Source organism: Binatus sp. (SeqCode) (assembly GCF_049584895.1).
Classification (GTDB): domain Bacteria; phylum Desulfobacterota; class Binatia; order Binatales; family Binataceae; genus Binatus.
The window spans coordinates 1-26,654 of sequence record NZ_JBAUYR010000060.1; the positions used below are offsets into that span (position 1 = coordinate 1).

The 26,654-nt window shown below is 59.2% G+C and carries 23 protein-coding genes, 1 tRNA gene and 1 pseudogene; 22 read left to right on the forward strand and 3 right to left on the reverse strand.

Features of this window, described 5'->3' with window-relative positions; translation table 11 throughout:
- The first annotated feature begins 106 nt into the window (after positions 1-106).
- Both WB650_RS11310 and WB650_RS11315 read left to right on the forward strand, forming a co-directional pair.
- Complete coding sequence (locus WB650_RS11310; protein ID WP_423960474.1) at positions 107-592, forward strand: hypothetical protein; 486 nt, start codon at positions 107-109, stop codon at positions 590-592.
- A gap of 77 nt (positions 593-669) precedes the next feature.
- Positions 670-1,497 carry an IS1 family transposase gene (locus WB650_RS11315; RefSeq protein ID WP_423960475.1) on the forward strand — a complete coding sequence of 276 codons (828 nt, stop codon included), beginning with the start codon at positions 670-672 and terminating at the stop codon, positions 1,495-1,497.
- Between the two features lie 97 nt (positions 1,498-1,594).
- Here WB650_RS11315 and WB650_RS11320 read toward each other — a convergent pair whose 3' ends face one another.
- Positions 1,595-5,491, reverse strand: coding sequence for a choice-of-anchor D domain-containing protein (locus tag WB650_RS11320; protein WP_423960477.1), 3,897 nt, complete (start codon positions 5,489-5,491; stop codon positions 1,595-1,597).
- A gap of 426 nt (positions 5,492-5,917) precedes the next feature.
- Between WB650_RS11320 and WB650_RS11325 the strand changes: the two genes are divergently transcribed.
- Positions 5,918-7,201: an alpha/beta hydrolase gene (locus WB650_RS11325; protein WP_422305171.1), complete on the forward strand. Its 1,284-nt coding sequence runs from the start codon at positions 5,918-5,920 to the stop codon at positions 7,199-7,201.
- A 428-nt stretch (positions 7,202-7,629) separates the two neighbouring features.
- On the opposite strand, the gene WB650_RS11330 is transcribed toward WB650_RS11325, so the two are convergent.
- Positions 7,630-9,789, reverse strand: coding sequence for an amidohydrolase family protein (locus WB650_RS11330; RefSeq protein ID WP_423960478.1), 2,160 nt, complete (start codon positions 9,787-9,789; stop codon positions 7,630-7,632).
- A gap of 100 nt (positions 9,790-9,889) precedes the next feature.
- Between WB650_RS11330 and WB650_RS11335 the strand changes: the two genes are divergently transcribed.
- Positions 9,890-10,843, forward strand: coding sequence for a TIGR03560 family F420-dependent LLM class oxidoreductase (locus WB650_RS11335; protein WP_422305249.1), 954 nt, complete (start codon positions 9,890-9,892; stop codon positions 10,841-10,843).
- Here the strand turns inward: WB650_RS11335 and WB650_RS11340 are convergent.
- Complete coding sequence (locus WB650_RS11340; RefSeq protein ID WP_423960481.1) at positions 10,798-11,625, reverse strand: class I SAM-dependent methyltransferase; 828 nt, start codon at positions 11,623-11,625, stop codon at positions 10,798-10,800. The two genes, WB650_RS11335 and WB650_RS11340, sit on opposite strands and share 46 nt — an antisense overlap.
- Before the next feature lie 189 nt (positions 11,626-11,814).
- On the opposite strand from WB650_RS11340, the gene WB650_RS11345 reads away from it, so the two are divergent.
- The 18 genes and pseudogenes from WB650_RS11345 to trbL all read left to right on the forward strand — a co-directional run bounded on the left by WB650_RS11345 (position 11,815) and on the right by trbL (position 26,589).
- Positions 11,815-11,890, forward strand: a tRNA-Thr gene (locus WB650_RS11345).
- Positions 11,891-12,180: 290 nt separating this feature from the next.
- On the forward strand, positions 12,181-12,846 hold the full coding sequence (locus tag WB650_RS11350; RefSeq protein WP_423960483.1) for a VirB8/TrbF family protein: 666 nt from the start codon (positions 12,181-12,183) through the stop codon (positions 12,844-12,846).
- A gap of 12 nt (positions 12,847-12,858) precedes the next feature.
- Complete coding sequence (trbG, locus tag WB650_RS11355) at positions 12,859-13,800, forward strand: P-type conjugative transfer protein TrbG (protein ID WP_423960485.1); 942 nt, start codon at positions 12,859-12,861, stop codon at positions 13,798-13,800.
- A gap of 3 nt (positions 13,801-13,803) precedes the next feature.
- Complete coding sequence (locus tag WB650_RS11360; RefSeq protein ID WP_423960487.1) at positions 13,804-14,982, forward strand: TrbI/VirB10 family protein; 1,179 nt, start codon at positions 13,804-13,806, stop codon at positions 14,980-14,982.
- 16 nt (positions 14,983-14,998) lie between these two features.
- Positions 14,999-15,184: pseudogene (locus WB650_RS11365) on the forward strand (DUF2274 domain-containing protein); the annotation flags it as partial.
- Positions 15,185-15,248: 64 nt separating this feature from the next.
- Positions 15,249-15,524 carry a DUF2274 domain-containing protein gene (locus WB650_RS11370; RefSeq protein WP_423960488.1) on the forward strand — a complete coding sequence of 92 codons (276 nt, stop codon included), beginning with the start codon at positions 15,249-15,251 and terminating at the stop codon, positions 15,522-15,524.
- An 88-nt stretch (positions 15,525-15,612) separates the two neighbouring features.
- On the forward strand, positions 15,613-16,158 hold the full coding sequence (gene traF / locus WB650_RS11375) for a conjugative transfer signal peptidase TraF (RefSeq protein WP_423960490.1): 546 nt from the start codon (positions 15,613-15,615) through the stop codon (positions 16,156-16,158).
- A gap of 3 nt (positions 16,159-16,161) precedes the next feature.
- Positions 16,162-16,551 (forward strand): conjugal transfer protein TraD, encoded by a 390-nt coding sequence (gene traD, locus WB650_RS11380; protein WP_423960492.1) that lies wholly within the window; start codon positions 16,162-16,164, stop codon positions 16,549-16,551.
- Entirely contained in the window at positions 16,544-17,806 is a 1,263-nt protein-coding gene (locus tag WB650_RS11385; protein ID WP_423960493.1) for a DUF3363 domain-containing protein, read from the forward strand. Before traD ends, WB650_RS11385 begins: the two co-directional genes overlap by 8 nt.
- Positions 17,803-19,713 carry a type IV secretory system conjugative DNA transfer family protein gene (locus WB650_RS11390; protein WP_423960495.1) on the forward strand — a complete coding sequence of 637 codons (1,911 nt, stop codon included), beginning with the start codon at positions 17,803-17,805 and terminating at the stop codon, positions 19,711-19,713. Before WB650_RS11385 ends, WB650_RS11390 begins: the two co-directional genes overlap by 4 nt.
- A 29-nt stretch (positions 19,714-19,742) precedes the next feature.
- Entirely contained in the window at positions 19,743-20,225 is a 483-nt protein-coding gene (locus WB650_RS11395; RefSeq protein WP_423960497.1) for a hypothetical protein, read from the forward strand.
- Positions 20,149-21,168 (forward strand): P-type conjugative transfer ATPase TrbB, encoded by a 1,020-nt coding sequence (trbB, locus tag WB650_RS11400; RefSeq protein WP_423960499.1) that lies wholly within the window; start codon positions 20,149-20,151, stop codon positions 21,166-21,168. Before WB650_RS11395 ends, trbB begins: the two co-directional genes overlap by 77 nt.
- Positions 21,149-21,499, forward strand: a complete 351-nt coding sequence (locus tag WB650_RS11405) for a TrbC/VirB2 family protein (RefSeq protein ID WP_423960501.1) — start codon at positions 21,149-21,151, stop codon at positions 21,497-21,499. The genes trbB and WB650_RS11405 overlap by 20 nt, the downstream gene beginning before the upstream one ends.
- Before the next feature lie 25 nt (positions 21,500-21,524).
- Positions 21,525-21,857 (forward strand): conjugal transfer protein TrbD, encoded by a 333-nt coding sequence (gene trbD / locus WB650_RS11410; RefSeq protein ID WP_423960503.1) that lies wholly within the window; start codon positions 21,525-21,527, stop codon positions 21,855-21,857.
- 12 nt (positions 21,858-21,869) lie between these two features.
- Positions 21,870-24,389, forward strand: coding sequence for a helicase HerA domain-containing protein (locus WB650_RS11415; protein ID WP_423960504.1), 2,520 nt, complete (start codon positions 21,870-21,872; stop codon positions 24,387-24,389).
- Positions 24,386-25,132, forward strand: a complete 747-nt coding sequence (locus tag WB650_RS11420) for a hypothetical protein (protein WP_423960506.1) — start codon at positions 24,386-24,388, stop codon at positions 25,130-25,132. The genes WB650_RS11415 and WB650_RS11420 overlap by 4 nt, the downstream gene beginning before the upstream one ends.
- 14 nt (positions 25,133-25,146) lie before the next feature.
- Positions 25,147-25,488 (forward strand): hypothetical protein, encoded by a 342-nt coding sequence (locus tag WB650_RS11425; protein ID WP_423960507.1) that lies wholly within the window; start codon positions 25,147-25,149, stop codon positions 25,486-25,488.
- Between the two features lie 9 nt (positions 25,489-25,497).
- Positions 25,498-26,589, forward strand: a complete 1,092-nt coding sequence (gene trbL / locus WB650_RS11430) for a P-type conjugative transfer protein TrbL (RefSeq protein WP_423960509.1) — start codon at positions 25,498-25,500, stop codon at positions 26,587-26,589.
- Positions 26,590-26,654 lie beyond the last annotated feature (65 nt).

Consider the following 26,654-nt stretch of genomic DNA (forward strand, 5'->3'; position numbering starts at 1 on the left):
ACCCATGATAGTCGATATTGACCAAAATGCGGTGGCCGCTCCGGCGGCCACCGCCGTTACAGGATACGACTGCTACGCCTGCGCAGCATGATCGGAGAAGGTTCAAGTGCCTGAGCGCGAAGCAAACCTCGCAGCCGCCTTCAAGGTCGCAAGACGCGCGAAGCTAACCGACATCGTCGTTACGGCAATCACTGCGAAACGCAACGGCGAGTTGAGTGGGAAAATTGAACCTCAGCTATCTGATCGGTACGAAATACTCGCGGGCGAAGAGAACAAACTAAAAATTCTCTGTCGTCACAGTCTAGAAGCTGCCAGCGCCGATCAGCCCGTCGCAGAAATCCACGTTGATCTAAATCTCATCTACGACCTAGCGGCTGGAGACCCCATAAACGAAGCTGATTTAGTAGCATTTGCGAATGCAAATGGCGCGTATAATTCGTGGCCCTTCATCCGCGAAATGTTCAATTGTCTGACACTTCGATTAGGACTTCCCGGATTCGTCTTGCCGAGCTTGTTACTTGTAAACCCCAAACCGCCTGCTCCGCCCGCTCCTACAGCACCAGCAGCGCCAACCGAATCGCCAACGGAATAGCTTCTGAAGAAAGGCTGTTGGGTGCGTGGCACACTTGCGTCTTGACATTGCATGACTGCTCATGCATAATTGCTAATATGAACAAGTTGAGCGAAAGCGAAGAAACGACCGTCGTTTCGGCGTTGGTAGAAGGCAATTCGATTCGCAGTGTCGAGCGCATGACTGGCATCCATCGCGACACGATCATGCGACTCGCGGTTCGCGTTGCCGATGGTTGCGACAGCCTAATGGACGAAATGATGCGCGGCCTGACCTGTCCGCGACTCCAGCTTGATGAAATCTGGGCCTATGTCGGGATGAAGCAAAAGACGGCGCGTCGGCTTGATCAGACTGATGAATTTGGCGACGTTTACACGTTCGTTGCGATTGATGCGGATAGCAAGCTCGTTCCGTGCTGGCACGTCGGAAAGCGGACGTGGAATGACACGGCCCTCTTTATCGGCGACCTGCGCCCGCGCATCGTGAATCGTCCGCAGATCACAACCGATGCGTTTGCGGCCTACTACGGCACAATCCGGCGCGCGTTTGATTCTCAGGTTGACTACGCCCAGATTCACAAAGTGTTCGCATCCGAGTTGAACACTGGGCGCGGTCGTTACTCTCCGCCCGTTATGGTGGAATGCGCGCGGGAATCGCTGATCGGCTCGCCTGACGAGGATCACATTTCGACCAGCTACGTTGAACGGCAGAATCTCACGATGCGGATGCAGATGCGCCGGTTCACGCGCCTGACCAATGGATTCTCAAAGAAGCGGGCGAACCATGCCGCTGCTGTCGCTCTCCATTTCGCGCACTACAATCTGGTACGCATTCACAAGACACTGCGGATGACGCCCGCGATGGCGCATGGCATCAGCGATCATATTTGGACGGTAAGCGAATTAATCGAGCGAGTTTCAAATTAGGACACTACCGCGGCGCGAAGGCTGGCTGCGTCGGTGCGAGAACAATGCTGAGGGCGGCCGCGAGGTGATACTCGCGGCCGCCCGATCTTCTACGCGATCAGAACGCCACTACGACGGCTGGCGTGAAGGTGCACTCGTCCATGTTGACGCGAACCACCTTCGACTTCAGTTTGCCGCCGATCTTCAGCTGCACTTTGATCCGATAGGTACCGTCCTTGAGCTGGTACGGGTTGCCGAGATCGCCAAAATCCCCATGATACGAGAACGTCGGGCACGGCGCCGTTCCGGTTACCGTCTGCAAGGTCGCGTTATTGATGGTCCTGATCGTGAAGATTCCGTTTTGCTGTTCAGGCCCAAACGCCTCCTGCAGCTCGATTCTCTTCACCGTCCCCGTCACCGGGACTCCGCCCTCGGTCACCAGCACTCGCAGACCGCGACGAACTCCTTCGCCGCAGAACGGCACGTGAGTTGTTGTGGTAGCGCCGGTGATCGGATCGTTGACGTAGGTTACATCCACCGTGCCCGTGCTGAATTGCGCGATAGCGAATGGCGCGAAGACCAGGTCTAGGTCTCCCGAGCCGAGCTGTCCGCCAGCAGGCACCGACAGGGGCAAGGTTGGAAGTCCAGTCAGCGAATAATCCAGGCCCGGAGGCGAGACACTCGATTGAGTCAGGCCAATGCTGTTGATCTGCACCGGGCAGGTGCCTGCGTTGGCGATCGGGACCCCGAGTGTCGCGGAGCACGCGCCAGTCGCTTGGATGACAGTCGGCGGGAACGTGATACCGGTCGGGAACGTCAGCGAGCCGGAACCCAGCGCCGTATTTCCGGTGAGAGGAATAACGACCACTGGATTGACCGGGTCGTCGCTAGTGATTGTGAGACTGCACGACTTTGGTCCTGCGGAGGTCGGTGTGAAGTTAACGCCGACGTCGAGTGCAGAATCCGGACTGACCGCGGCGGGGAACTCAGCCGGGTTCACCAGGGTGAAGTCCGCACAGGAGATTACTGCCGACGACACATTCAGGTTGCAGGTGCCAACGTTGTTTATCTTCAGAGTCTGCGGTGGCGTCGTTCCGGAGCAGCTCGGCGTCCCGAAGCTACCGCTGCCTGTAACGTTGATGGTTCCGCTTCCTTCGCTGCCGGTCGCAGTAAGAGTGGTTATCGGTGCGCCAGGATCGTTGCTGCTGATGGCGATGGTCGCGGTCTGCGGTCCGACGATCGTCGGGGTGAATTGAATCGTGAAATCGACATGAGCATCTGGGCTGATCGTCACCGGCGTCGTTGGATTCGGTGCGACAGTGAAATCGGTCGAGCCCGCCGATCGCAGGACACTGTTGATAATGAGGTTGGTTGTGCCGACATTGAAGACCTCGAGGTTCAACGACACCGTACTGCCCGCGCAAGTGGGTCCGAACTCGAGGTTGTTTTGCGGATTGACCGCGATCACCGGTCCGGTCGCTGCAGCGAACTCGAAAACGCCGCGCCCAAAGGTCGAAGCGCGTAGCACTCCGGCAGTCGGATTGATCTGCAAGTCGGAGACGACCGCGTTGGGGAAGTGCAAGGCGTCGAGCGTCGTCCACGTCACGCCGCCATCCACCGATCGAAGTACGCCGAGGTCGCTGCCGGCGTAAATGGTGGTCGGCGTTGTCCCGCCGTCAAGCGCCAGTCCGTCGAACGGAACGTCGAGGGGCGGTGAGACGTCAGTAACCGTTCCGGGCACCACGGCGCCTGACGAAACCGTGAACTTGACTTTGAACACGTGGCCGCCCGGAAACCCGGAAAATCCCGACGTCACAAAATACAGGACCGTCGGGTCGTTCGGATCGAACGCCAACCGGGTTATGCCCAAAGCGGGCGTGCCGGGTATTAGAGTGAACGCGGGTGTCACGCCCAAAGCGTTGACGCTGATGTAAAGCGAGTTGCCGTCGATGACTGCCAGGTTGTTGGAATTCGCAGGCGCGACTGCAGAAGGACCGACATTCGAAAACGCTGTGAAGTTGGTTATCTGTGCCCAGGTTGTTCCGAAGTTTTTGCTCTGAAACAGCTGACCGGGAATGTTAGTTGGCGGCGCCGGCGGCGGCACGGTCGTGTTTGCGGCGCCACTAAAGTAGAGGAACCCCGCGTTGTTGGGATCTACCGTGATCGCATTTGCGAATGTCTGTACCTGGTTATTGGTGTGCGGGTCGGTCGGGATGTTGTTGGTGATGTCGGCCCATGTGCTACCGCTATCGGTCGATATATTCGGCCCACCGTTGTCTATCGCATACGCGGTCGCCACGTTTTGCAGGTCGAAGATCGTGTTGAGACCGTCACCGCCCAGGTGATTGATCCACCCGGGGGCCCCTGTCCATTTGTTATTTCCGTTGTCCTGAAATGCGCCGAGAGTGACGCTGGCAGTCGCGTCGCGCTTGATGTCCATGTGATAGAGAAGGCCGGTCTGCAATCCGCCCGCGTTAATCGTCGCGGGTCCAGCTCCGGTCCCAGTCCAGGTTGCGCCCATGTCGAGGCTGCGCCAGATGCCGCCGTCATTGCCGGCGTAAACGACTGAAGGCGTGCCCTTAACGAAGGCCCACGAATGACTGTCGGCGTGGATGCCGTTGGTGATGTCGGAGAAAGCGACGCCCGAGTTGGTCGATATCCAGGTATCAGTGCCGCCCCAATAGATTATGTCGTTGATGCCATCGCCCGGAGACGCCGGATCAACCGCGATCGTATTGGTGTAGAAGCATTGGCAGACGCCACCGGCCAGGTTGGGGCCGGTACCCTGGAAGGCCCAGGTCGCGCCCTGATCGGCACTCTCGAAGATACCCAGGATGTTATAGTAAGGATCGTTTGGGATCGGGAAGTTTCCGCCCGTACCCTCGATCGTAGCGTAAATCACCTGCACTCCAGCCGGATTGGGGATGGCGGTCGGAGGAGCGAGAGAAATCGCGACCTTGCCGATGGCGGCCGTGCTGGTCAACGTGCTGTGAGCCGCTAACTGGGCCGCAACGACCGGCGTGGTGCTGTTAAGAGATTGAGTCCAGCTCGTGCCGCCGTTGGTTGACTGCACGACGCCGAGGCCTTGGACTCCGGCGAACAGGACGCGACTTCCCACCGGCGAGGACGCGTCGAATCCCAACGAATCGGCCTGGAAGCCGCTGCCGCCAGTTCCCACCGTCCAGTTCTGTCCCGAGTCAGTCGAGAAATAGAGTCCGGTGCTCGCCGCAAGGTAGAGGTTGGCACTGTTGGCGGGATCCACTGCGATACCAAAGATGCTCTGCCCTACGAATTGATTCGCGTTACCGACGTTCCCGGCGGGAGTTCCGGAACCGAGCACGATCCAGCTTGCGCCGCCATCGGTGGACTTCAGAATGCCAATCGTGGTGTTGAGTTGTGTCCCTTGCGCACCAGTCACCTTAAGGAAGGAGGAAGTGCCGACATAGAGAATGTCGGTGTTGTTCGGATCGATTGCGATCGCGCCGGGCTCGCCGATCGCAAGCATCGGCTCGTGGTCGGTCAGCGGCGTCCAGGTGGCGCCCGCATCGATCGTTTTCCAAATGCCGCCGTCGGTCGCACCGATGTAAATCACGCTCGGGTTAGTTGGACTGATCGCGATCGAGTCGATACGGCCGTTCCAAACGGACGTGCCAGCGGTGATTCCACTAGGTCCGATCGGTTTCCAGACCAATCCAGTAACGCTGCTGGCTAGCGTCTTGGCTTTCGTCGATCCAAGACTCGTCACTGGCGATCCGATCGAAATCGCGGACCACTCCTTCATCGCGTTCTGATATGCGTCCGGAGGAATCGGACCTCCTGATGTGCGTTGATCGCCCATGATCCGGGCAAGCGCAGTCGCATCGCTGGCTATGTGCTTCGGTGTTTTTACTGCGCCCACTCCGTCCTGCGAAAACGAGACGCTCATCCATAGCGTCGGAACTACGACCAGCACTGTTGCGAAAACAAGTGCGCGGTGCCGGAACCTCTTGGCCAGCGATGCGAATTGAATTTTCATGATCCCCTCCCAACGTTTAGAACGGATACTCGACTTCAGCTCCGGTTGCGCGCGAGTTAGTCACGCCTTACCGATTTCCGAAATCACAACGAACTCTCACAAGCGATCGTTGGCTGTCACTAAAGCTGACGCGGCTCTTCGTCAGCTTTCTTCCGGACAGTTTCGCCAAACGATCTTCTGCGAGGTACGGTGCCGTTCGTTCTGGATTAAGTCAAATTTTTTAACTGACTGTAGGAATCAAAGAAACACGGTAAAACATGAAGAATTGGCAGTTAGCTTGGATTTGATAATTGGAACGTGCAAAAGATCACAATCTCGAACTGGTCCGCTCTGCTTTTTTATCAACAGTTATGGTAAACCGCGGAACATTGCGGACGGTTTGAGAGTCATCGTTGATTCTCGTGCGCGAGTGCGGGGGAGGCCCACATGCCCAAGGCGCCAGCCGACTACCAGTTGCGGTACCCGATTGATTTCGGCGATATCGATCCATCAATTCGCCAACTGCCCGTGCAGCTTTATGCTGCCGACTTCGGCAAATCGCGCGGTATCCTTTATACGCCGGCCACGGGCAAGCCGCGCACCGTCGTGATCATGGCGCATCCGCGCGCCGACTTCAGCACGCACTATTCGATTCCGTACTGGGTAGAGGCCGGTTTTGCCGCATTCGGTTTCAACACGCGCTACCTGAACAACGACGCGATGATGCTTCACGAAAATCTCCTGCTCGATCTCGCCGCAGGCATTCGATTCCTGCGCGAAGAGCAAGGGTTTGAGAAAATTGTGATGCTCGGAAATTCCGGCGGCGGATCGCTGTTCGCGTACTACGACTCGCAAGCGCGCACACCAGCAGGCAATCGCGTGACAGCACCGCCGGGCGGCGGTCCTCCCAATCTGAACAAGTTCGATCTGCCGACCGCTGACGGATATGTCGCGCTCGCCGCGCATCCGGGACAGGGGATGGTGCTGGCATCGTGTCTCGACGCGGCGGTGGTCGATGAATCTGATCCGCTCGCGAGCGATCCCGCGCTGGATATGTACGACGAGCGCAACGGCTTCAAAACGCCGCCGGCCGAGAGCCGCTACGCGCAGGATTTCGTCGATCGGTACCGTGCGGCGCAACTCGCGCGATGCGCACGAGTCGATGCGATTGCGCGGCGTCATATCGCCGATGCGAGTCACGGCCGAGTCGCGATGCGCGCGCCCGATTTCGCGGGGTCGAGCGCTGACAACCGCAATTACTTCGCGCGGCGCGCGATGGCGCCGACGTACATGATCGTTTATCGCACGCAGGCAAATCTCAACTATCTCGATCTCTCGATCGATCCGTCGGAACGCGCGACCGGTTCGATCATCTCGCCGCGGCCCGATCTCGCAAACTACTCGCCATTCGGGCTCGGTCGGATCGTAACGCCTGACGCGTGGCTCTCGACGTGGTCGGGACTGTCGTCGTACGCCAGGATGGCGTCGAATCTGCCGAAGGTCACTGTGCCGACTCTGGTGGTCGGCGCGAATGGCGACCAGGACATTTTCAATTCCGACGTGCGCGGTGAGTTCGAAGCGTCGGGGGCAAGCGACAAGACTCTCGCGTTCATCGAAGGCGCCGATCATTTCATGCGTGCCGGCGGCACCAAGGCGCATCTCGGCGATCCGCGGCCGCGGCTAATGAAATTACTGACGGAGTGGACGCGCGAACGCTTCGCGGTGAGTTAGAGTCGGTAGGAATCAAATGTGGAACCCGCCCTGGGTTCCACACCTCCTTGGGCAGGGGTGACCTCCTTCGGCTTCGCTCAGGACAAGCTCTGCACCCAGTGATAGGAAATCGCGAAATGTCGAAGACGACCTTTCGCTCTCAGGTTCTTGGGGAGCCGGTGCGGGGAATTACCTCGCCCCAGTTGGATGTTGCGTTCCACGCAACCTGTTATTCGCCTATCCCGCGGTTTTGCGGGAGAGGTCGCGCCCTGGCGCGGGTGAGGGGAGAGCTTTACGGGAGAGGAAGCCGGCCGTATCGCGGCCGGTAGGTGCTTCTGCGATCGCAGCACAAGAGCATGCTTGCTCACTTTTTGTGTGCCCTGTCCTGGTGTCATTCTTGAGCGAAGCGAAGAATCCCGGATCCTTGCTGGCGTTCCGACGAAGACCCTCTACGGATGCTCGCTTAGTGTGACATTTACAATCTGGTGCCTCTCGCCGCGTACGATCTCGATCGGCACCATATGCCCAGGCGCCGATTGCCACAGAAGAGCTTTTACGCGCTCCGGATCAGTTACCTTCTCGTTGCCAACGCCAATGATTGTGTCGCCGGTTTTCAGGCCTGCGACCTCAGCTGGCGATTCTTTAGTAACGCTTCCGATGATCAACCTCGATGCGGAAAATTTGCCTTTTGATCCGGGTATCGCAGGCATTGGGATCAGATCGACTCCTATCGAGGCGCCGGAGCCGAATCGAAACCGCGAGACTTCTAGTTGATAAATTCCCATCCGGTCGCCGCCGATGAATGCGCCGGTGATGTCGTGGCCGTCGGTGCGGAAGGCGGAAAGCGGAATCGTATGCTGCTCCCATTCCTTGCTCGCGCCAAAGGGAACTGACGCCGGCACTCTCCCGCGGCTCTGGGTGAAGATCGATATTCCGTACGAGCCACCATTTCCCCTGGCCCAGAAACTAAGGTCCTTCACGCCGGAGTAATTTACGGGAGAGAATCCCCATCCGACCGGGAAATACATCACGCCTGCGAACGGCTCCGCGATTCCCGATTTCACATTGCCCTCGATGCTCATCGTCCCGGACGCGTGATCGGGGCCGCCTTCTGTCACGCTCACGTGCACCTTCGAATTTCCGCCGAATCGGAGATCGCTCCACGGCCACCATCCACGGCCGAAGCGCCACGCCTCGTTTCTTTGCGCGATTGATTCTCTGAAAGCGTCGCGGTCGAACCTGACGCCCTGCTTCCAGATTGCGACGATGTCCTTGGTGGCTCCTATGTCGACGGTCGGATCGCCGCGAACCAGAAGCAGGTCCGCACGCAGTCCAGGCGCGATCCTGCCACGGTCGTTGAGTGAAAATATTTTAGCGGGAACCGAGGTCGCGTCGGTCAGCGCTTCTACCGGCGACAGCCCAGCCTTCACCACAGTATCGAGTTCGGCATGCATCAACGCGCCTGCGGTCGCACCGTTCGCCGCGTCAGTTCCCACCAGTATTGGAACGCCCGCGCGATCGAGTAAGCACAGAGTCTCTTCGGCATTTGAAAATGCCTCGTATTGATCGGGCGCAATTCCTTTCAGGCTTTCGCGCTCTCTGATCTCGAAAGGAGTCGGGTTTCTGAGCTGTTGGATATGATGAAGGATCATGCCGTGAACCTGGGCTTTCACCGGAGCGATTCCCTTCAACAAACCTGTGTCCGAGGTAAGCAGATATGGCGCCAGCAGAGGATCGTCGACGATAGTGTCGCCGCCGCCATCGTTTCCGAACAGAAACCTGGGAATCGCAAGCGTAGTCTCGACGAATGCATGGTGCGCCTTCACGAACGTGCCGAATTCTTTTGCCGGCGGGCGGTCGTGTGGCAGGTGGGCGAGTCCGTCAGCGCCCGCCTCGATCGCCTCGATCGCACCTTCGTAAGAACCGATATGCACGAGTACAAGTTTGCCGCGCTTGTGTGCGGCTCTCACCACCGCGGCCATCGTCTCCCGCGACATCACCGAATAGTTGTCGCCGAAGTTGTACATGATCTTGATGTAATCGGAGCCTTCCGCGATGCGCGCGTCGACGAACGCAGCCGCCTCTTCCGGCGTGTTGATGGTCGGTATCGGGAAACCCTCTTCGGTACCGTGACCAGCGGGTGAGGTGACGCATGTGCCCGCGGTCCGGAAGTCGGCAACATCGAAGGCGCCTTTCGACTCCTGTTCCTTCCAGTGCATCGCCTGGCGCCAGCGCATGAACATGTCGAGCTCGGTCGTGACGCCAAACGCCAGCGCAGACGCGAGCACATCGCGGGTCCAGATATGAACGTGCGAATCGATTAAACCAGGCATCAGAGTATCGCCGGTGGCGTCGATAATCTGGGCATCCGATGGCGTCGCTATTTTGGGGCCGACGGCGGCTATTTTGCCGTCGCTTACGACCACGGTGGCGCCGGTGATTATTTTCTCCCCGTCGAACACCCGCGCATTGGATATGACGAAAGACGATGCGCTTTTCTGGCCGACGCTTACGCGAGCAGAAGCCAGAATGAAGATGACGGCGATCGTTAGAATCAGCCCGCCGCTTGCGGATCTCAGAAACTGATTGCAGGATCGACGAGCTCGCATAAGCGGCAGATTCATATCAGTGCAACCGCACTTTTTCGAACGACATCACACGCTAGAGTGCTGGAATCCAAATGGTCAATCGCACACAGGAGAAATCGAAATGACGACGCATCCGATTCGATTCGGAATACAAACCGGCCAGCAGCTGGTCGAGTGGAAGGAGCTGAGAGACCTGTGGTGCAGCGCCGACGGCTGGGGCTACGACTCGCTGTGGACCTTCGATCACTTCTATCCGATTTTCGTTCCCGACCCCACCGGGCCGTGCATGGAAGGATGGACCACGCTCACCGCACTCAGCCAGCAGACAAAGCGCGCGCGAATCGGCGCGATGGTGAACGGCAACACTTATCGCAACCCATGCGTCACGGCGAAGATGGCGGCGACGCTCGACCACGTCAGCGACGGCCGTCTCAACCTGGGAATTGGCGCCGGATGGTTCGAGCTCGAGCATCGTAGTTTCGGAATCGACTTCAAGACGATTCCCGGACGGCTGCAGGCGCTCGATGAATCAATCCAAATCATCAAGGGGATGTTCGATCAGGAAAAAACGACGCTGCATGGGCGGCATTACAACGTCACCGACGCGGTCTGCAATCCCAAGCCGCTGCAGAAACCGCATCCACCGATAATGATCGGCGGGCAGGGTCAGAAAGTCCTGCTGAAGATCGTCGCAAAGCACGCCGACATGTGGAACGTCCCGAACGCGAGTGCGGAGCGATACGCCGATCTTGTGAAGACGATCGAGCGGCACGGAGATATGGTAGGACGCGACACGGATCAGATCGAGAAAACGATCATGATGGGGCTGACGTATCGAGCGCCGGCGGAGCGCGAGAAAGCGGCGCTTGGTCGAATCATGGCGATTTCGGGCGCTACGCCGGAACAGGCGCGTCGTCAGATGATGATTGGATCGCGCGACGAATGCCTGGAGACGATCGACCGTTACCTGAAGGTCGGAGTGACGCACTTCATCTTCACGCTGCCGCGACCGTTCTATCTCGACGAAGTTCAGCGCTTTGCCGAAGAGGTGATTCCCGCCGTGCGGTCGAAATAACGAGCGGTGACGACTACACAGTCGGCGGCGGCGGAATGGGCAGCGTCGTACGGCGCGGCGATCGCGGCAAACGCACCGGACTCGAGATCACGCTCAAGCTCCGCCAATCCCCGAGCAATTCCGGCACTCGAAAGCCGCCGAAATCCCGAGGTCGATGCGCGGAAACTCGAATCGAACAACAGATGAGGCCGGGTGCGCGCCGCTTCGAATGTAAGATCGCGGTCTCCCGAGTAAAAAATCTTCGCCGCCGCGACGCGCGAAAATCCGGCATGAAACATCGCGGTGATCAGGCTGCCAAGCGTCGGATGAAGCGGCAGCAGCACGTCGTCAATCTCCGGAAAATAGTGGCGATACCACAGCGTCTCGAGATTTTCGCGGACTACCGCCTGCGACACGACGCCCACGCGCGCGACTCGGCTGAATTCGGCAAGGGCAGTATGAAGCGTCGGAAGATGGTGCAGCACATTCACGCCAGCAATCGCATCCACGGAGCGGGTGCGAAGCGGGAGCGCTGACACGTCGGAAAGAATCCAAGGTCCCGGGTTCTTGTGCGCGCCAATTTCGACCATCGCCGGCGAACGATCGAGCGCAGTCACCGAGAATCCGCTTGCCGTCAATGCGCCGGTATAATTGCCTCTGCCGGCGCCGACTTCGAGCAGGGATCGAGCGCCCAACGATCGCAGACCCTCGAGCAGCGCGACGGCAATCGCAGGTTCGACGCACCGCGAATTGTCATAAGCGGTGGCAACCTGGCCGTAGTTGATCGAAGTGGGAACTGGCACGGCAAAAATCTCGAGATGTGCTTCGAACAAACGATGCGCCCGACGCTGCTTTGAGGCAACCGGCGGACGCAGTGAGAGTCAGAATCAGCAGACGAAGAAAACGACCAACGAGTCGCGACCGAAGTCTTTCTCGGCAGCGCCCGCTTCGCTAATCTGCTACTCCGGTCGCCGAGCGGACGCGATTAGAGAGCCACCCTAGCTCAGTTGGTAGAGCAGCTGATTCGTAATCAGCAGGTCGTCGGTTCGAATCCGACGGGTGGCTCCAGAAACCCCAATAAAATCAATAGTTTATGACGATGGGTCGAGCCGCTGGATCGGCCATCGTCATTCTGTGTCCACACCGTGTCCACAAACTGCGGCCGCATCTGAAATTAGATGCGGACTCCTCGCACCCAAGTGCCGTCCCGGCTGAATCGGGGCGCTAGCCTTGGAGCTACTCTCCTCCGGTTGCTCATCCAGTGACGCTGTCATGCAGGCGCGGAAATTGCTGAAGCTCAGAACTCAGCGAGCACGAATTCACAACAAGTGCTCGACCGCTAGCAACGAGGCGTCAGCATGGAAGGCAGCGTCTATCTGAAAGCGCGGCAGGAATGGGACGAGCGTTACGCTGATCTGGTTCTCGGCAAACGTAACTGGCAGATCACCGCCGCCGGCATGATGGTCATTACGCTGGTGCTGGCCATCGGGATGGTCTGGGTCAGCACGCGAAGCAAGTTCGTTCCGTACGTCGTGGAAGTCGACAAGCTCGGCTACGCGATCGGCGCGCCGAGCGCGCTCACCGAGAACACCACGCGGATCAGCACTGACCGGATGGTGCGGTACGAGCTCGCGGCTTTCATCCGCAATGCTCGCGAGGTGATCACCGATCCGGCAGCCGAGCACCAGCTGATCGGCCAGGTGTACAGCCGCGCTCGTGGACCGGCTTACAAGTTTCTCGAGAACTACTATCACGAGAACGACCTCGAACATGATCCGTTCAAGGTCGCTCAGCACCAATCCGTCAGCGTCCAGATCGATTCAATCCTGCCGCTGTCGAAAGCGACGTGGCAGGTGCGATGGACCGAGGAAACATCAGGCCTCGACGGTTCTCCGATCGCCACGAGTCATTGGGAAGCGGCGCTCGACACCTCGATCATTTCCGCAACCTCCGACTCCTCGATCCTGGACAATCCGCTCGGCTTCTATGTAACGCAGCTCAATTGGACCGAGCAGCGGAGTTAGGGGGCGATCACCATGAAGTTCATCGGCAAATTTGGTTTCATCGCGCTCTCGCTGACGCTCGGCGCCTGCTCAGCAAAGCAAGCGCCACCACCACCGCCGCTAACGCTGGTGACAAAGGCCGTACCACCTCCCGAGCCGGAGCCCGCACCGCTCTCCGGCGCTCAGATACTCGCGCAGCAGCCCCAAGAGGTTCAGGAGGCGGTTAAACAACATCAGCAGGACGGCGCGTGGCAGGTTTATAAGACGCCGCGTCGCGAGCTCTACCCGTATGATGAAGGACAAGAGCCTGCAGTTGACTGCGCTCCGCTTCGCACGACCGACATCCAGCTTGAGCCGGGCGAGACGATCACCGACGTCGCCAGCGGCGACAGTGAACGCTGGCTCGTAACGCCAGCTTCATCAGGCGATCCGCGTAACCCGACTCCGCACCTTGCAATCAAACCCACGGCGCCGGGCATCAGCACCAATCTGACGATCTACACGACGAAGCACATTTACCACCTGATGCTGCGCTCGCGCGCCGGGCGCGAAATACAGGAAGTTGCCTTCTATTACCCGGAAGATCTCGAACAGGCGATGCAGAATGCCGACCACACAGCCGCCGAGGCGCGTGACCCTCAATCGCAACCGGACGGAGTGGTCGCTTCTCTGGCTTCACTCGATCCGGGCGCGCTCAATTTTTCTTACGCGGTGTCTGGACCAAAGCTGCCGTGGAAGCCGGTCCGAGCATTCGATGACGGCACGCACATCTACATCCAGATGCCCGCGACTACGAAGTCGAGCGAAGCTCCCGCGCTGTTGGTCGCCGCGGGCGACGGCAGCGAGATGGTGAACTATCGCGTCAGGGGTGACTACTACGTGGTCGACAAACTCTTCGACCAGGCGGTGCTGGTTTCAGGCGTCGGTCGCGAGCAGGATCGAGTCAGCATCCAGTACACCGGCGCGGCGAGGTGAATCATGGCCACCGCAACGGCAATTGGACCGACCGGCCCGCGCGTTCACCAACCGCGCGGAGGCGGCGCACGACTGACTCGCACTCTGGTTATCGTCGCTGGCGTAGCAATCGCAACAGCAATGTTCGTGATGATCGTTGCGCTGCATTCGGACTCGCCGGATTCCAGCCAAGCAGTTCGGAGCGACGATGCAGCCACCGTGACATCCAACGAGGAACGCGCTGCGATCGCGGAACTGGAAGCGAAGGCCAGGAATCCGAAACCGCCTGAAATCAAGTCTGTTCCACTTCCGCCGCCGTCGCCGACGCTGACGACGCAGGCTCCTGCTGTTCCACTACCAGCGCGTCCACCGAGCAGGCTGGCCGAGTTGCAGGAGGAGGAATATGTGAAGGCGCTCTCCGCGCCGCCGATGGTCGAAGCGTTTCACCACGGCGAGACTTTGGAAGTTCCAAGCGTCGCCAGTCAGGCAGGGACAACCAGGCCGTACGATCTGATGATCACTCCATCTGGCCAGAGTAACGGCACCAGTGCGATCGCGAGCGTCAAACCGGCGGAGTCTCCGTATCTGATCACAGCAGGCAGCGTTATTCCGGCGGTGCTGATCAGCGGCATCAACTCGGAACTGCCCGGACCAATTCTGGCGCAGGTTCGCGAAAACGTCTTCGACAGCGCATCCGGACGGTGGGTTCTGATTCCTCAAGGCTCCAAGGTCATCGGCTCGTACCAGACCAACGCAGCGTATGGACAGGAGCGCGCCCAGATCGAATGGAAGCGGGTGATTTTCCCGAACTCGTCAAGCATAGACATCCCGGACATGCCGGGGGCCGACCAGGCGGGCTATGCGGGGTTCAGCGATGAGGTGAACAACCACTACCTGAGGACGTTCGGCACAGCGGCGCTCATTTCTGTCATCAGTGCAGGCCAGATGGTTGGGCAGCTGGGAGCGTTCGGCGGAGGCACGGGGTTCTCCGGCCCCTACGGGTACGGCTACTCGACGCCAAACCAAATGTCATTGCTCAGTGAGACGGGCGGCGCGGCGGCCAGTCAGCAACTCGGACAAGTCGCGCAGAGCAGTCTTCAGCGCGGAATGAACATCCCGCCAACGTTGGAGATACGACCGGGCTATCAGTTCAACGTGATGGTCACGAACGACCTCGTACTGCCAGGGCCTTACCGGAACTGAGGCGGAGGGCAGCAAAATGGAAATCGGAACCGAAAAGAAGACGCTCACTTCAAGCTATCTCACGCTGACGATAGGCGGCCACCTCAAGAAGGAGATCGACGCGTACGTTGAGTACGCTCATAGGGTCGGGCGTCAGGAAATCGATCCTGCGGAGATGGTGCGGTTGATGCTTTGGCACTTCCTCGAGACCACCGAGGGGTTCAGCGCGTGGCGCTCGACGCGCATCTACGAGAACTCACATCGACTCACACAAAGGAGTTGGAGAGATGAAACTCAGACTCAGGGACAAGGATTTACCGCCCGTACAATTGCGGCTCACTTTGCCCGGCAGCCTCAAGGCGTCGCTGGACGAATACGTCGGCTATTTGCACGACAGCTTGCATCGGGAAACGGACGCCAAGGAAGTCGCGATCGAGATGCTGAAGCATTTCGTTGAGAGCGACCGTGACTTCAGAGGCTGGCGGAGCAAGCGGGAAGAAGGCGGCGGGAGGTTGGCGCAGAGGGAGGAGAAGAACGGGGCAGGCGGGGCGATGCGGTCGTAGGGCAAGATAAAGGTTTTACCGTACTGTGGACGCCTTTCGTCAGATTCTCTTTCTCCGGCGCGGGATTTCTTCCCCGTACCGCATCGCCGTGCCCCGTACCCGAACAATCGCCAGGCGAGCACTGTTTCCGGTCGTCCTCTGCGCCGGAATCGCAATACCACTTTTAAGCTTCGAGCTTCTGGGATTGAGGATCGCTCTTACAGATAGCGCGTGCCCGCCGGGGATCTATCGGATGGTTAGCCGCGCACCGTCGCGCGGCGACTTGGTGCTGGCGTGTCTGCCAGATGCGATCGCACAACTCGGCAGCGCGCGCGGCTATCTCTTGCGCGGACGCGGTTGCGGCGACGGCATCGAGCCGGTCGGCAAACGGCTCAGTGCGCTGCCCGGCGACTCGGTTGAAGTCGTGCCCGATTACGTCGCGGTCAACGGCCAACGTTTGCAACACTCGGCGACGCTTTTGCGCGACAGCCGTGACCGATCGGTGGAGCACGTCCCGTGGGGTCGCTACACGGTGCCGACAAATCAGGTGTGGCTATTCGGAACTAAAGACGCGCGCAGTTGGGACTCTCGTTACTTCGGCCCGGTGCCGGCGAGCTCAGTTCGAGCCGCGCTGGAGCCGGTTCTCACGTGGTGACTTATGGCGGACGGACTGCACACCAGAGAGCAGGGACTTAGAGTCCATCATCTCGCGAATCTCGGCGGGTTGGTCGCGATTGCGGGCTTGGACCGCGAGCCGCCCGACTTACTGCTCGGTGGACTGCTTGAACTTGCCGCGCGTCTGCCGGACCTTCCGGCTACGCGTCGTACCGAAATCGCTTCGGCCGGACGAGCGGAACTCGACACACGGGCAACCTCAAAGCGCGCCTGGAAATCCTGGAGTCGATCCAAGGAGCTGCACAGTCTAACGCTTTCGAGCGGGCACATCCGGCGCATCATCGGCGCGCTGGGCGGCGACGAGCCATGCAATTCAGCTGAGCTACCGCGGATGATGCTGCGACTCCTTGGTGGGGAAACATCAGATGAGTGATCTGGTCCGCCGCGATATCGAGATGCAACCTCGCCCTCCGCGCCGGCGCGGCGAACGGCATCGCGCGAGGCGGTGGTGGCTCGCGGCGGCGAAGCGACAAGGCCGAGCAACCCAGTCTCGGCGTACGAACACCCGACTTGGACAACGCGGCGCGGGCGTCCAACGCGAACCGCGCGCCTTCATGCAGCGAAGCGTGGTCAAGGTTTCGTACTCGCGCAACGCGAGGTCGGTATCGTGGGCCGCGCACGGACGCTATCTCGCGCGGGAAGGCGCGCAGCGCGAGGACGCGAAGGGACTCGGCTTCGATTCGAATCGGGACGACATTAACCTCTCTCAACTTCTAGCTAGCTGGCAGAAAGCGGGCGACCCGAGGCTGTTTCGGATCATCATCTCGCCTGAGAACGGCGCCGTAATGGATCTCAAAGAGCATGCGCGCGAGCTGGTCGCCCAGATGGAACGCGACCTCGGAACGCGCCTTGAGTGGGCGGCGATTGATCATCACAACACCGACAACCCGCACGTCCATATTCTGATCCGTGGTGTCACCGAATCGGGCAACGCGCTTTCGATCGACCGCGCCTACATCAAGTCGGGGATCCGCGACAGGAGCCAGGAGATAGCGAGCCGCAAGTTGGGTCTCAGGGTTGAGCGCGACATTCTGGAATCGAGGAAGCAGGCCGTCACGCGTGATCAGTTCACGGAAATAGATCGCGCGCTGCTCGGTCGGGCGGACGCGCGGAACATCGTCACGTTCAATGATAAGCCGCACAGGAACGAAGGAGCGCGCGAGCGTCAGGCTCAAAACATAGCGCGGCTTCGCCTCCTAGAGAGCATGGGGCTCGCGCGTCAACTCGACCAACTTTCTTGGCAAATCTCACCCGACTTGGAACAGACACTGCGCCAGCACCAGCTTTCGATCGACATCATCAAAACCAGGGCGCGGCACCTCGATCAGATTCATGACCGGCGCGCGCCGGTTCACATCACGGAATTGAAACCGGGCGAACAGGTGAGCGGCCGGGTCATCGGCACCGGCCTCGAGAACGAGACGACCGACCGCCGCTACCTGATGATCGAAGGCAACGACGGCCGGCTCCATTACATCCGTCAGACACCGGCAATCGAAAAGGCGCGTGGCGAGCGGCGGCTTGAAGTCGGCGCGGTTACGACTCTTAGCGGCAAGGAATTCGAAAAGAACGGGCGAAAGGTCACCTACGTACACGTTGCCGAGCACGGAAAAGGACGAACACGATGATGACTAGTGAGTCGCTACCATACCGGACGCCGGTATTTCGCACGGTCGCCGAGCGGGACGTACGCCTCACCGCGACAGCCGCAGTCGCCTTTACTGCGGTGTTCTCGCTCGCGATCGCAACCCAACACGTCGCCGCGCTACTCGGACATTCCGCAGTGTTGGGCGCACCGCTCGTCGACTTGCCCCTCGTCGGATCTCTTTACCGGCCGTGGGGAATTCTGACCTGGGCATGGGAGTGGCAACACGTCGCCGCTGCCAAACCGATGCTAAGCGCCGGAATGCGCATATTCGAATATCCAACCTTGATCGTCACAGTTGTGGCGATGATCGCCGTTCATCTGACCCGGCGAGTCGGAGCCAGAGCAGACGATCTTCACGGTTCAGCTCACTGGGCCAGCAGGAAGGAGATCGGCGCCACCGGGCTGCTCGACGCCGATGGCGGCGTTTATGTAGGCGCATGGCGAAATGGAAGGAAGACTCATTACCTCCGCGATTCGGGACCATCGCATGTGCTCGCTTTTGCGCCGACGCGAACCGGCAAAGGCGTGGGACTGGTAATCCCGACCCTGCTCAGTTGGCCCGACAGCGTCGTGGTCCACGACATCAAAGGCGAGAACTGGAAGGCCACGGCGGGCTGGCGACAGAAAGGCTTCGGCAACCTTTGCCTGCGATTCGATCCGACGTGCACTGACGGCACAGGAGCTCGGTACAACCCGCTCGCCGAAATCCGACTCGGACCCGAAGAGGTCAAGGACGCGCAAAACATCGCTGACATGCTGATCGATCCGGCCGGCAACGTCCCCCGCGATCATTGGGACCTGACCGCGCATGATCTCCTCACCGGCGTGATCCTTCAGGTGATCCACGCGGAGCCCGACAAGACACTCGCTGGATGTCTGAAATTTCTGAACCCGCCGGATCGCGATCAGGAGAAGGCAGTCCAGGCCATGATCGATACGTCACACGGCCGCGAAATCACCCACGCCGTGATCGCCGGAACGGCACAGGCGGTACTCAGCAAAAGCCCCAACGAACGCACTTCGGTCCTCAGCACGGCGACCCGTTGCCTAACTTTGTATCGAGATCCGATCGTCGCCGCGAATACGTCCGCATCGGACTTTTCCATTGCCGATCTCAAGCATCACGATCGGCCGGTCAGTCTCTATCTCACCGTGCCGCCGTCCGACCTTACGCGGACGCGACCGTTGATGCGCCTTTTGCTCGCGCAACTCGGAGCACGACTCACTGAGAGCACATCTCCAGACGACCACGTAGCGCCGATGCGGCGCCTGTTGCTGATGTTGGACGAGTTTCCGGCGCTCGGACGGCTCGACTTCTTCCAGAGCTCGCTCTCGTACGCCGCCGGCTACGGAATCAAGGCTTATCTGGTCGCTCAAGACCTGAGTCAGCTTTACGCCGCTTACGGCCACGACGAATCAATCGTTTCGAATTGCGCGGTTCGCATCGCATACGCGCCCAACAAGATTGAAACCGCACGACTGATTTCCGAGATGGCGGGCACGGCAACGGTGCGCCACCAGCACCGCAGCTATTCGGACAGTCGGACCACCTTCTCAGAACCCTCGATGCAACGCCCATTGATCACGCCAGACGAGACGATGCGATTGCCAGAGGAGGCGGCATTGATCTTCGCTCCAGGAAGTCCCCCGATCTACGGAGCCAAGATTCGTTACTACCTTGACCAGGAATTTTCGGCCCGCGCGAAGCTCGCTCCGCCCCAACACTCGGATCGAGTCAGCTCCGGCCGCGAATGGCCAGAGACGCCCGTTTCGGTAGCGAACCATAAGGATCAAAACACAAATCAGGCGACCGACCAGCATTCAGTCACCGAGCCGGAGCGCGAACAGGGTCGAAGAGATTCACGCAAGAAGTGGTTATTCAAGTGAGAAACAATGCACGGGAAGTTTCCTGTTATTTGAGTATCGAAGAAGCTGACCGCTTCCGAGGGGCCGCATCTGCAAACAAAGTCTCGCTGTCCCGCTATCTTCGGCAGTGCCTGCTCGACTACGAGCGTCTGAGCGACGACGGCAGCCGAGCACCAAACGGTTTCGCGCTAGTCGAGATGGAGGAGCGGCTCGCGCTTAACATCGAACTGCAGAGCCGGCAGGTCAATTCGCTTTGCAGCGAGTTGCATGTCTTATTCGCGATGGTCGACCGGCTCGCGTTCGTTTCGTTGGTACACCTGCCCGAGATTCCTGCGGAACTGCGCGAAAGCGCGCTGACAGCCGGAACCCGTCTCTACAACAACTGGCGTAATGCGGTGATGGAACTGACCGAGACCAACACCGAAACCGATTCTATTACTGCACAACCGACCGACGATGCGGCCAACGGACGACACCAACGACAGGAGAATGATGATGGGCTTGGCAGCGATTCAATCGACGCGGCTAGATGAGCGGCTCCGGCGCGAACTCGGTCCGAGCGTACTGGCGGCTCTCGACGACCCAGACGTGATCGAGATCATCCTCAATCCGGATGGGGCACTTTGGCTTGAATCTCATCGCGGAGGGATGCGGCCTTCAGGAACAAAAATGCACGCCGTTCAGGCGGAACGGCTGATCGGAACCGTGGCGTTCGCCCTCAACACCGTCGCGAACGATCAACGGCCAGTCATCGAATGCGAACTACCACTGGACGGAAGCCGCTTCACTGGCTGGTTGCCGCCCGTCGTCAGCTCCCCGTCGTTTGTGATCCGAAAACACGCTCGACTCATCTATACGCTCGACGACTATCTCGCCCACGGCATCATCGACGCCAATCAGGCAGAAGAGTTTCGAGGCGCCGTCGCCAGACGCGAAAACGTCGTGCTCGCCGGCGGAACCGGCTCCGGCAAGACGACTCTGGCGAACGCCCTGCTTCACGAGATGGTCCGCCTCGGAAATCCTAACGAGCGCTTCATTATCATCGAGGACACTCTCGAATTGCATTGCGACGCGCCGAACGTGATGCAGCTTCATACGACCGTCGCCGCGGACCTCACATTCCTTACACGCACCACAATGAGAGCACGTCCCGACCGCATAATCATCGGTGAAGTTCGCGGCGGAGAAGCGCTGGCTCTGCTCAAAGCATGGAATACTGGACACCCCGGTGGCGTGACTACAGTGCACGCCAATAGCGCAGCAGCCGCGCTCACTCGACTGGGCAGTCTCGTTCAAGAGGCGGGAGTACCGCCCCAGCCGGATCTAATTTCACAGGCTGTCAATGTCTTGGCCTTTATCATACGTACGCCCAAGGGGCGGCGCGTGACGGAGATGGTTCGCGTTGAAGGCTACGATACCGCCCTCGGTTTCAAAATCAGTTCGATAGGAGGTCGTCATGAAGTCGATCATCAGTAGGATTCATTCCCGCAAAGATCAGTGGTTCAGCAAGCTGGGCTACGCGATCGCCGTGGTAACGATTTTGTGGCCTGCGCAAGCGCTCGCAACTACGGGAGTCGGAACTCTGCCATGGGATGCGCCGCTCGCGACGATTCAGGGAGATCTGCAGGGCACCGTCGCCCACGCCGCGACCACGATAGCCGTCATCGGCTGCGGACTTACGTGGACTTTTAGCGAGCACGGCACTGGCGCGCGGAAGATGTCCGCCGTCGCTCTTGGAGGAGCGGCGGCGCTTGGAGCAACTCAGTTGATGACGGCGCTATTTCCATTCGCGCCCGCGCTCTTCTAGTCAGACGACCGGATGGGATGCAGTGATGGACACTGAGGTTCAACGAACGCTGATCCATCAAGCGCTCACGCGGCCGGTCCTGCTTGGAGGCGCGGAACGGCGTCTTGCGATCCTGAACTGGCTGATAGTCGCAGCGCTGATCTTCGGCGTCGGCCTGCATCTGTACACGGTTGCGATCGCGACGATCCTGGGCACCGCGGGTCACTGGGCGCTTCGACAGGCAGCCAAGTTCGATGCGCAACTGAGCGAGGTTTACATCCGGCATCTGCATTACCAGCGGTATTATCCGCCGCGTGCCGCGATCACCGCCCCAGCGGCACCCGTTCATCCGGCAGTGCCGAGGCTTCGGAAGTACTAGAGGACAGCAGTGATGTTCAAAGAGTTCAGAAACCTTCAGCGCAAGTCAGATCGACTCGGAGGTTTTGCAGACCTCCTCAACTACGCGGCGCTCATCGACCCCGGCATAGCTCTATTGAAGGACGGCTCGCTCCTGGCCGGCTGGCGCTATGGCGGTCCTGACTTGAACTCCGCAAGTCCCGAGGAAATGACGGCTCTCGTTCATCAGGTAAATGCCGGTCTCGCGCGGTCGGGCGACGGCTGGATGATGAACGTCGATCTCATCCGCAAACCGAGTATCGGCTATCCGGAAGTCGGAGCCCTCCCAGACCCCGTTACGGCGCTGATCGATCACGAGCGCCGGCTTCACTATACGGAGGAAGGCCAGCACTTCGAGAGTCGCTTCGCGTTAACTCTCTCCTGGACGCCACCCACCGAGATGCAGTCGCGAGCCGCTGGCCTGTTCTTTCAAGGCCGCAGAGCAACCGATTGGGAGGAGACACTCGATTTTTTCAGGCGCAGCCTCGCGGAAAATGAAGACGCCCTGAGCGCCAGACTCCTCATGCACCGTATGGACGACGTTGCGCTCCTGTCACACCTGAACTCCTGCATCTCCGCACACCACGATCCCATTAGAACGCCTACCGAGGGTACCTTTCTCGACGTTCTACTCGGCAATCACGAATTCCATGCGGGCTTCCAGCCCATGCTGGATGACCTTCACATTCGCCTGATTGGCCTGACTGGCCTTCCACTTCACTCGTGGCCCGAAGTCACTGCATTTCTCGATGAACTCGCAATTCCGTACCGCTGGTCGACGCGCTTCATTTTCCTCGATCCGGCCGAGGCCGAGCGGGCTCTCCGCATCCAGCGGCGCAACTGGTTTCAGAAGCGCCATGGGCTGTCCGGCATGATCAAACAAGTGTTCAGCAACGGCGCGTCCCAGAGCTTTGAGAACAAAGATGCGTTGGCTATGGCTGAAGACGCGGACGATGCGCTTGCCGAGGCGAGCTCGAATCGGGTCCGCTTTGGTTACTACACGAGCAGCATCATTTTGATGGACGAGAATCGTTTGGCAGCCGAGTCCAACGCGAGAGAGATCGCAAAGCAACTGCAGCATCATGGCTTTCCCGCTGTCATCGAGCACGTCAACGCGAACGAGGCGTACCTTGGCTCGCTTCCAGGCCACGGCTATCGGAACGTTCGACGACCGCTAATCCACACGCGCAACCTCGCCGACCTCATGCCGACTACCAACGTGTGGCCCGGGGAGGAGGTGAACCCCTGTCCCTTCTATCCGGAAAACAGTCCGCCGCTTTGCTATGCGGCGACCACTGGCGGAACGCCGTTTCGGCTCAACCTCCATGTTGGCGACGTCGGCCACACGCTGATCTTTGGTCCGACTGGCTCCGGCAAATCGACGCTACTCGGCCTGTTGATCGCGCAGTTCTTCCGTTATCCGAACGCACAAGTCTTCTGTTTCGATAAAGGCCTGTCAGCATTCGTGCTTACCAGAGCGGCCGGCGGCGATCACTATGATCTCGGAGAAAGCGAAATCTCTTTCTGTCCACTGGCGAACGTAAACGACGACAACGAACGGATGTGGGCGCAGGATTGGCTGGAAACTCTGCTCAACTTGCAAGGTGTGACCCTCCTTCCCCAACATCGGAAAGCGATCTGGCGTGCCCTCCAGCTACTGGGCGACAGCGGATCTGACGCCCGAACCATCACGGACCTGGTTCGACTGCTTCAGGATCAGACGCTACGCGACGGGCTCGACTTCTATTCTCTTCACGGCCCGATGGGCCGTTTCCTCGACGCTGACAATGACTTACTCAGCAGCAGCCGCTTTCAGACTTTTGAGATCGAAGCGCTGATGGCGATGGGCGAGAAGGTCCTCCTGCCCGTACTCACATATCTCTTTCACCGGATCGACCAGCGCCTGGACGGGAGACCGACCCTCATCGTGCTTGATGAAGCGTGGGTGATGCTCGCCAACGGTGCGTTTGGTGCGAAGATCGAGGATTGGTTGCGAACGCTCCGCAAGAAGAACGCCGCCGTCGTGCTTTCCACCCAAAGTCTGGTTGAAGTCGCCAATTCCCCTCAGCGCGACGTGATTCTCGAGTCGTGTCCGACGAAGATTCTGCTCCCCAATCCCGAGGCGCAGAATCCCGTCACCGCAGATCTCTATCGCAAGTTCGGTCTGACCAGCAGGCAGATCGAAATGCTGTCGCTCGCCGTACCGAAGCGCCAGTACTACTACCTTTCGTCCGCCGGGCGGCGCCTCTTCGATCTGGCGCTCGGAGAGGCCACTTTGGCTTTCATCGGTTCGGGATCGAAGCCGGACATTCTGCAGGCTCATCAACTGATCGCCAAACATGGAGATCGATGGGCGAGCGAATGGCTTCGCATCCGAGGATTGGACGACTGGGCGGAATACATCGGCAGACTCTGCGGTCGTGTCAAAGCGTCCAGCAGGGCCTCGTTCAGCACTAGTCGCGTGCCGCCGCTCCACACGAACGGCACAGCAAAACAGGCGGAGATAGATCAATGAAGGGGAAAAGGTTCTTCGAATTCTCATTGACGATATTGGTCGCTATCGGTTGGCTGTTGTTCGCTTGCGGTCCCGCGGACGCTCTGTTCGGTGCCGGCGACGTAGTGTTCGATCCGACGATGTACGCGAGCCAGCTTCAGCAGCTTCAGCAAGAGACTCAAACCGTCCGCACCGAAGCGCAGCAGCTTCAGTACATGATCCAGAACACCACAGGCGGATACGCCGGCGTGTGGCAATCGAGTCAGTCTATGCTCGACGAACTGGGCGGAATCATTCAGCAGGAGGGCGGACTATCTTACACGCTCAGTAATCTGCAGTCGCAATTCCAGCAACAGTTTCCCGGCTACACCGTGCCATCCAATCCGGACCAGCAGGAAGCCAAGAATATTGCCACCACCTTGAATACTCTCAACGGCACTCTGGCGGCAGCCCAATCGCAAGCGCAAAATTTCGCTAATGAGCAGGCGCAATTCGGCGAGCTCGAAGGCATGAACAAGACCGCCGTGGGAAATTTGCAGGCAATCCAGGTCGGCAACGAAATTGCCTTGCAACAGGCGCAGCAGATTCAGATGCTGAGGCAGTTGGTCGTCGCCATGATCAACGCGCAGAATGTCGTCGCCGCCAATGCAGTCAATCGCGCCGCGGCCGAAGACGCCAGCACCCAACAGTGGCTCAGCGCCGGACCGACTATACCGTTCTCATCAACCATGCCGAACAACGGTCTTAACGCCCCTGCCCAATAGACGGAAGGCCTCCTATGAAAGGACTCAAGTTTTGCGTGCTGGCCGCTTTCCTTTTCCTCGGAGCCTGCAACGGCAAATCCGATGACACCAGTGCTCCGCTTGCCGTCCTTCAATCTCCAAACGCCGCCGAAAACTATGGAGACCAGTTCTGGAACGACCAACTTCAGAGAAAAACAGAGCTTTGGGGGAAAGCACTCGGCTTTTGCCAGCAGGCCGATCACAAGTTCTTAATCAACTGTCAGCCGGTACTGGCAGCGGCTGCGCCGCGAGTTCCGTTCTCGACGACTATGCCCGCTAACGGCTTAGGCGGCGGGCTCGTTCCGGTCCCCTCTCCCAACGTGCAAGGGACTCATTGAGGACGCGCGATGAACAACCTCGACAATATAGGGCAGACTTTCCAGTGGGCAGGCCAACGCTACATGGCGATCATGCAGCCCTTCGCTGAGAAGATATTCTTCGGCTTGGTACTCATCGAAATTGTCATCACGTGTGTTCACTTCCTCACGGATCAAGAAGAGCCAACACGCCTGCTAACAGAATTTGTAAAGAAATTTCTCGCGTTCGGCTTTCTCTACGCAATGATCGTGAACGCGCCGATGTGGTTCAGCGCAATCATTCAGGGCTTTCAGGAGATTGGGGGACAAGCGGCCGGGATTCCCGACCTTAGCCCGAGCACAGTTTTCAACAATGGCCTTGCGATGTTTCAGACGATCTATCGCGGCTTCGGGAGTTTGGGATGGTTTCACCTCACGATCGCATCGCTGATTGCTCTCGTCGCAGGGTTGATCATGTTTCTATCGTTTGCCCTTATCGCCGGGCAAATGCTGCTCGCCCTTTCCGAGGCGTACATCGGCGTTGGCGGTGGCGTACTGATATTGGGCTTCAGCGGTTCTCGATGGACGATCAAGTTTGCTGAGGGTTTCCTTGGTTGGATCGTCGGCGTCGGCATCAAGCTTTTTTTCTTATACCTGCTCGTCGGCGTGGGCATGACGATCATTGCCGGCTGGAACGCTGCTCTAACGGGATGGACGGTAGCTGACCCAACGCTTCCTCTGACCATCGCGGGCGGCGCGCTGATCTTCATGCTCCTCGCATGGACAATTCCAAATACTGCCGCTTCGGTTGTTGGCGGCGCCGTTTCCCTCAATCTAAGCCACGCGTTTGAAGCTGCGATGGCCGGCTACGGGCTGGGCCGGATTCTGACGCGCCAGAACGCCGCAGGAGCTGAATCGGGCGCCGCATCGCAAGCTGGTAATTCGCTCGGAGCAAGCCTCGAAGCCGGCGACAGAGCCGCCACTAACGGCGCTCGCTCGGCGTCAACCCATCCGACGGTTCAGATGCCCTCCAGCCTTCGCGCGTCCGCTTCGTCCAGTCCAAGTGGAAACCAAACGGCGGGTCTGGCTCGCGGCCCCGCGACTCAACAGGCAAAGCATACCGCCCAGACCAGTCTTCTTTGAGGATCACAAGGTCGCCCGGATTTCGCGATCCCCGGCTGGATACCATCGGCGACCCTCGGTTAGTT

Coding starts and splice junctions, on each gene's coding strand:
- WB650_RS11420 (WP_423960506.1), top strand. CDS start 24,386: ATGAAGGGGAAAAGGTTCTTCGAATTCTCATTGACGATATTGGTCGCT.
- WB650_RS11315 (WP_423960475.1), top strand. CDS start 670: ATGAACAAGTTGAGCGAAAGCGAAGAAACGACCGTCGTTTCGGCGTTG.
- WB650_RS11320 (WP_423960477.1), bottom strand. CDS start 5,491: ATGAAAATTCAATTCGCATCGCTGGCCAAGAGGTTCCGGCACCGCGCA.
- WB650_RS11405 (WP_423960501.1), top strand. CDS start 21,149: ATGAAGTCGATCATCAGTAGGATTCATTCCCGCAAAGATCAGTGGTTC.
- WB650_RS11360 (WP_423960487.1), top strand. CDS start 13,804: ATGGCCACCGCAACGGCAATTGGACCGACCGGCCCGCGCGTTCACCAA.
- WB650_RS11415 (WP_423960504.1), top strand. CDS start 21,870: ATGTTCAAAGAGTTCAGAAACCTTCAGCGCAAGTCAGATCGACTCGGA.
- WB650_RS11390 (WP_423960495.1), top strand. CDS start 17,803: ATGATGACTAGTGAGTCGCTACCATACCGGACGCCGGTATTTCGCACG.
- WB650_RS11325 (WP_422305171.1), top strand. CDS start 5,918: ATGCCCAAGGCGCCAGCCGACTACCAGTTGCGGTACCCGATTGATTTC.
- WB650_RS11370 (WP_423960488.1), top strand. CDS start 15,249: ATGAAACTCAGACTCAGGGACAAGGATTTACCGCCCGTACAATTGCGG.
- trbD (WP_423960503.1), top strand. CDS start 21,525: ATGGACACTGAGGTTCAACGAACGCTGATCCATCAAGCGCTCACGCGG.
- WB650_RS11350 (WP_423960483.1), top strand. CDS start 12,181: ATGGAAGGCAGCGTCTATCTGAAAGCGCGGCAGGAATGGGACGAGCGT.
- WB650_RS11335 (WP_422305249.1), top strand. CDS start 9,890: ATGACGACGCATCCGATTCGATTCGGAATACAAACCGGCCAGCAGCTG.
- trbL (WP_423960509.1), top strand. CDS start 25,498: ATGAACAACCTCGACAATATAGGGCAGACTTTCCAGTGGGCAGGCCAA.
- WB650_RS11425 (WP_423960507.1), top strand. CDS start 25,147: ATGAAAGGACTCAAGTTTTGCGTGCTGGCCGCTTTCCTTTTCCTCGGA.
- trbG (WP_423960485.1), top strand. CDS start 12,859: ATGAAGTTCATCGGCAAATTTGGTTTCATCGCGCTCTCGCTGACGCTC.
- WB650_RS11385 (WP_423960493.1), top strand. CDS start 16,544: ATGAGTGATCTGGTCCGCCGCGATATCGAGATGCAACCTCGCCCTCCG.
- traD (WP_423960492.1), top strand. CDS start 16,162: ATGGCGGACGGACTGCACACCAGAGAGCAGGGACTTAGAGTCCATCAT.
- trbB (WP_423960499.1), top strand. CDS start 20,149: ATGCGGCCAACGGACGACACCAACGACAGGAGAATGATGATGGGCTTG.
- WB650_RS11330 (WP_423960478.1), bottom strand. CDS start 9,789: ATGCGAGCTCGTCGATCCTGCAATCAGTTTCTGAGATCCGCAAGCGGC.